This window comes from Pseudanabaena biceps PCC 7429 (genome assembly GCF_000332215.1).
GTDB lineage: Bacteria > Cyanobacteriota > Cyanobacteriia > Pseudanabaenales > Pseudanabaenaceae > Pseudanabaena > Pseudanabaena biceps.
Genome location: NZ_ALWB01000326.1, coordinates 1 through 4071, shown reverse-complemented (window position 1 = coordinate 4071; position 4071 = coordinate 1). Strand labels below are relative to the sequence as shown.

At 45.3% G+C, this 4071-nt stretch carries 2 protein-coding genes; both read right to left on the bottom strand.

The genetic code is table 11. The features are described 5' to 3' along the window. Window positions 1–205: 205 nt before the first annotated feature. On the bottom strand, window positions 206–2131 hold the full coding sequence (sir, locus tag PSE7429_RS21745; RefSeq protein ID WP_009629535.1) for a sulfite reductase, ferredoxin dependent: 1926 nt from the start codon (window positions 2129–2131) through the stop codon (window positions 206–208). Window positions 2132–2328: 197 nt separating this feature from the next. After that, complete coding sequence (locus PSE7429_RS21740) at window positions 2329–3855, bottom strand: ammonium transporter (RefSeq protein WP_009629534.1); 1527 nt, start codon at window positions 3853–3855, stop codon at window positions 2329–2331. Window positions 3856–4071 lie beyond the last annotated feature (216 nt).

Genomic DNA, 4071 nt, shown 5'->3' with positions numbered 1-4071 from the left:
GTAGCCACACTTTTGGAAATTGGTATTATAGCTATATTCACTTAAGTCATGACACTAACCCCCATAGAGAGTTGCGGCGCGAAGCGCCGCAACTCTCTATGGGGGTTAGTGTTGTTATACCAATTCCCAAAATGGCATTGCCATTTTCAATACAGGCAAGACAGGGCTGTCGCTTAGCGACAGCCCTGTCTTTGGAAGCTACTTATTATTGCAAATATTTGATCAAGGCAGTTTCCACAATATCCTTCATCGAAGCCCCCTGTTCTTCCACCGCTTTTTTCAAGAGTTCGTAGGATTTAGTCGATAGAGTAACGCGATGGCGTACATCTTTACGTTTGCCCTTCGACTCATTTTCTTCAAGCTCAGGCATATAGGCTTCCGCAAACTTCCGCAGGTCTTCATTGCCTTTGCGATCGCAAAAATCACCAAAGGTTTCACCCGCAACTCGTTCGTTTTTGAAATAAACGAATAGAGGCTCTAAGCCCTTTTCGAGATTATTGATATGCAAGCGCTGCACGTAGGGCTGAGCCAAACGAGTCGAGTTAAAACTACCACCCAGCCAAATTTGGTATTCATCGGCAGCACTGCCGACAAAAGCTAGCTCAGCCATATAGGGACGGGCGCAACCATTGGGACAACCAGTCATACGGGTGACAAAAGTTTCATTCTCTAAGCCCAAACGCACCAATAGTTCGCGGATTCTCGCCAATACATCGGGCAAGGCGCGTTCTGACTCGGCGATCGCCAATCCACAGGTGGGGAAGGCAGGGCAAGCCATTGAGTAACGTACGAGGGAATCGATCTGATGGGGAGCAAGCACACCACAGCGATCGAGAATTTTTTGAATCTCCTCTTTCTCATCGGCAGCAACCTCTGTAATCAACAGATTGTGATTGGGAGTCAGTACGAAATCATGGTGAAATTGCTCGCTGATTTCACGAAGGGCTGTTTTTAGTTTTAGCCCCTCGCGATCGATCACCCGACCATTTTCAATGGAAATACCCACAAAATATTTACCATCGCCTTGCTCGTGCCAGCCAAGATAATCTTGATATTTGAAGGGGGGTAACTCGCGTGCAGGAGCTAGGGGCGTGGGGTAATAGTCCAGCAACACCTGTTTGAACTTTTCCAATCCCCATTCATGCAAAATATGCTTGAAGCGAGAATGGCGACGATTGTGGCGATCGCCATAGTCCCTTTGCAAAGAAACGATCGCTTTGATCGCATCATAAATTTGGGCGACAGGGACAAAGCCAATGCTGTCAGCAAGACGCACAATGGTCGCATCGTTATTGTGAGCGCGTCCCAAACCACCACCGACATAGACATTAAAGCCTTCTAGTTCGTTTTGCGCATTGGTAATGACCACCAGCGACAGATCATTGGTATAAAGATCGACCGAATTGTCCCCAGCAACGGCGATCGCAATCTTAAATTTACGAGGCAAATACTGAGTACCGTAAATTGGCTCAACATCGCTAATATTGGTTTTCGCCGTTCCCGTTCCTTGACGGTTGCGCGCCTCAGTTACCTCTGGGGCTTCAGAGGCAGTGACCGCAACTTCTCCATCCAACCAAATATCGTAATAAGCACCAGCCTTAGGTGCTAGCAAATCTGCTATTTTGAAAGCATACTCACGGGCATAGGCATATTCGGGCTTATTCTTAAAGGGAACCGAAGGAGCCATCACATTACGGTTGATGTCACCACAAGCCCCCATTGTCGAACCCATGTTTCTAGCGATGTCGGCAATTACTGTCTTCAGATTCTCCTTGAGAATGCCATGAATCTGAAAACCTTGGCGTGTCGTCGCCCGCAAATTATGATTTCCGTACTTATCACAAAGCTTATCTAGGGCTAAATACAATTGCCAAGGAATAACTCCTCCTGGGCTACGAGTACGCAACATCATGCTGTACTGCGCTTCCTCCCCCTTAGCCTTTATCTTTTCAAAATCTCGCTCTTTTTGTTGATAGGAACCATGAAACTTGAGAATTTGCAAACCATCCTGACTAAAAAATGGATTGCCATCGGTTAGTTCAGTATTGATGGGGCCACGCAAAAAGTCACTTTTTTGCTTAAGTACTTCAACCTTTGATACTTTGGCAGTATTCACTACAGTGTTTGTCATGATTCAACTATCGAAATTTGTATGCGTATAACTTCTTTGCCCCACTATTATACCCCGATAACCCCATCGGAATTAGGATGAACTTTACAAAATAAAATTAAGCGCCTGTGCTACCCACAGCAAAGGCAACATAGAAGCCTATAGTGCTTATGGCAGCGCTTTGCGCTGCCATAAGCACTATAGGCTTAAACCCAAAATTAGCTTTCACCTTCCTTGAGAAAACCAGAATAGGCTTCCATTCCATGTTCGGAAATATCTAAGCCTTTAAACTCTTCCTCACCTTCAACGCGAATACCAGAGGTGATTAGGGAAATCACGTACCAAGCAATAAAGCTAAAAGCAACCGTAAAACCACCCACAGAGATAGCGCCTATCGTCTGGTATAAAAGTTGTTCAAAACCGCCACCAAAAAATAAACCCGCCTTGGGACCAGCACCAGCTTGCAAAATATAACCGCCGCCTATATCTGTTTTTTGACCGACGGCAAATAGACCAACTGCCAGAGTGCCCCAGATACCGCAACATAAATGAACGGAAGTCGCCCCTACGGGATCGTCAATTCTGAGATTGTCAAAGAAGCCCACGGCAAACACCACAATTACGCCACCGATCGCACCGATGATTAAAGCACTAGGCAAGGTGATCCATGCACAAGAAGCTGTTACCGAGACTAGTCCCGCCAATATCCCATTCACGATCATCGATAGATCTGGTTTTCCCAAATAGAGCCAGGCCACGATCGTAGCGGCGATCCCTCCTGCGGAAGCCCCCATATTTGTGGTCAAAGCAATATGAGCAATGAGACGACCATCGGCAGCCATAGTCGAACCAGGATTAAATCCAAACCATCCTAGCCATAGAATCAAACAACCTAAGGTTGCCAGACTCATGCTATGTCCAGGAATTGCGCGAGTTTTACCATCTTCAGTGTATCTACCAGACCTTGCCCCCAGTAAAGCCGCACCAATGAGAGCAGCCCAGCCACCAACGGAGTGAACAACGGTAGAACCTGCAAAATCAAAGAAAGCACCAGTGGTTGCCCCCTGAGCATCTTTAGCTAAATTGGCTAGCCAGCCACCACCCCAAACCCAATGTCCAGTGATGGGATAGGACAAAGCCACTAGCACAAAGCTGAATAGCAAAAAAGCAAGAAATTTAATGCGCTCAGCGACCGCTCCCGAAACGATTGTTGCTGCTGTTGCGGCAAACACTAACTGGAATAAGAATTTTGCTTCTAGGGGGATTCCTGTCCAACTGAGTCCAGGGAAATCGCCTTTATATTCACCAAGGGTTGCAGGACTGTTATCTACAGCTTGCAGAAAAAATCCTTTCATCCCAATAAAGGTATTACCACCATTGTCTCCATACATAAAGCCAAAGCCTACGGCCCAATATGCGATGGTGGCGATCGCAAATACGATCAGATTTTTGGTCAGAATATTAACTGCATTTTTTCTTCGACAAAACCCAGACTCAACCAAAGCAAAGCCTGCATTCATAAAAAACACTAGAAATGAAGCGATAACAACCCAGAGCGTATCTAAGCCGACTTTAAGCGCAACCAAACTTTGTTGAATGCTTTCCGTCGTTGGTGGATTGTGAGGATTTGTTTGAGCAGTAGCCGCATATACCCAAAAAACACCAATTAGAGCAGCAAGAGGAATACAGGCTAACCAATTTACGGTACTATTTTTCCCTTTTTGACGTGACTTATAAACCAGCACCTTAAGTTTTTCCTCAGTGAATATATAGATTATTTAGATTTATAACAACAGACTCAAGTATGTCTGGTTTGTATATGTCTATACATTTCTCTCGGACTCATCAACGAAAAATTTCAATATAAAGCATAAGTACCGAACAAATTAAAGCCCTAAAGATGATTGGCGGCGCGAAGCGCCGCCAATCATCTTTAGGGCTTTAATTTCCTAAGTAAAAGT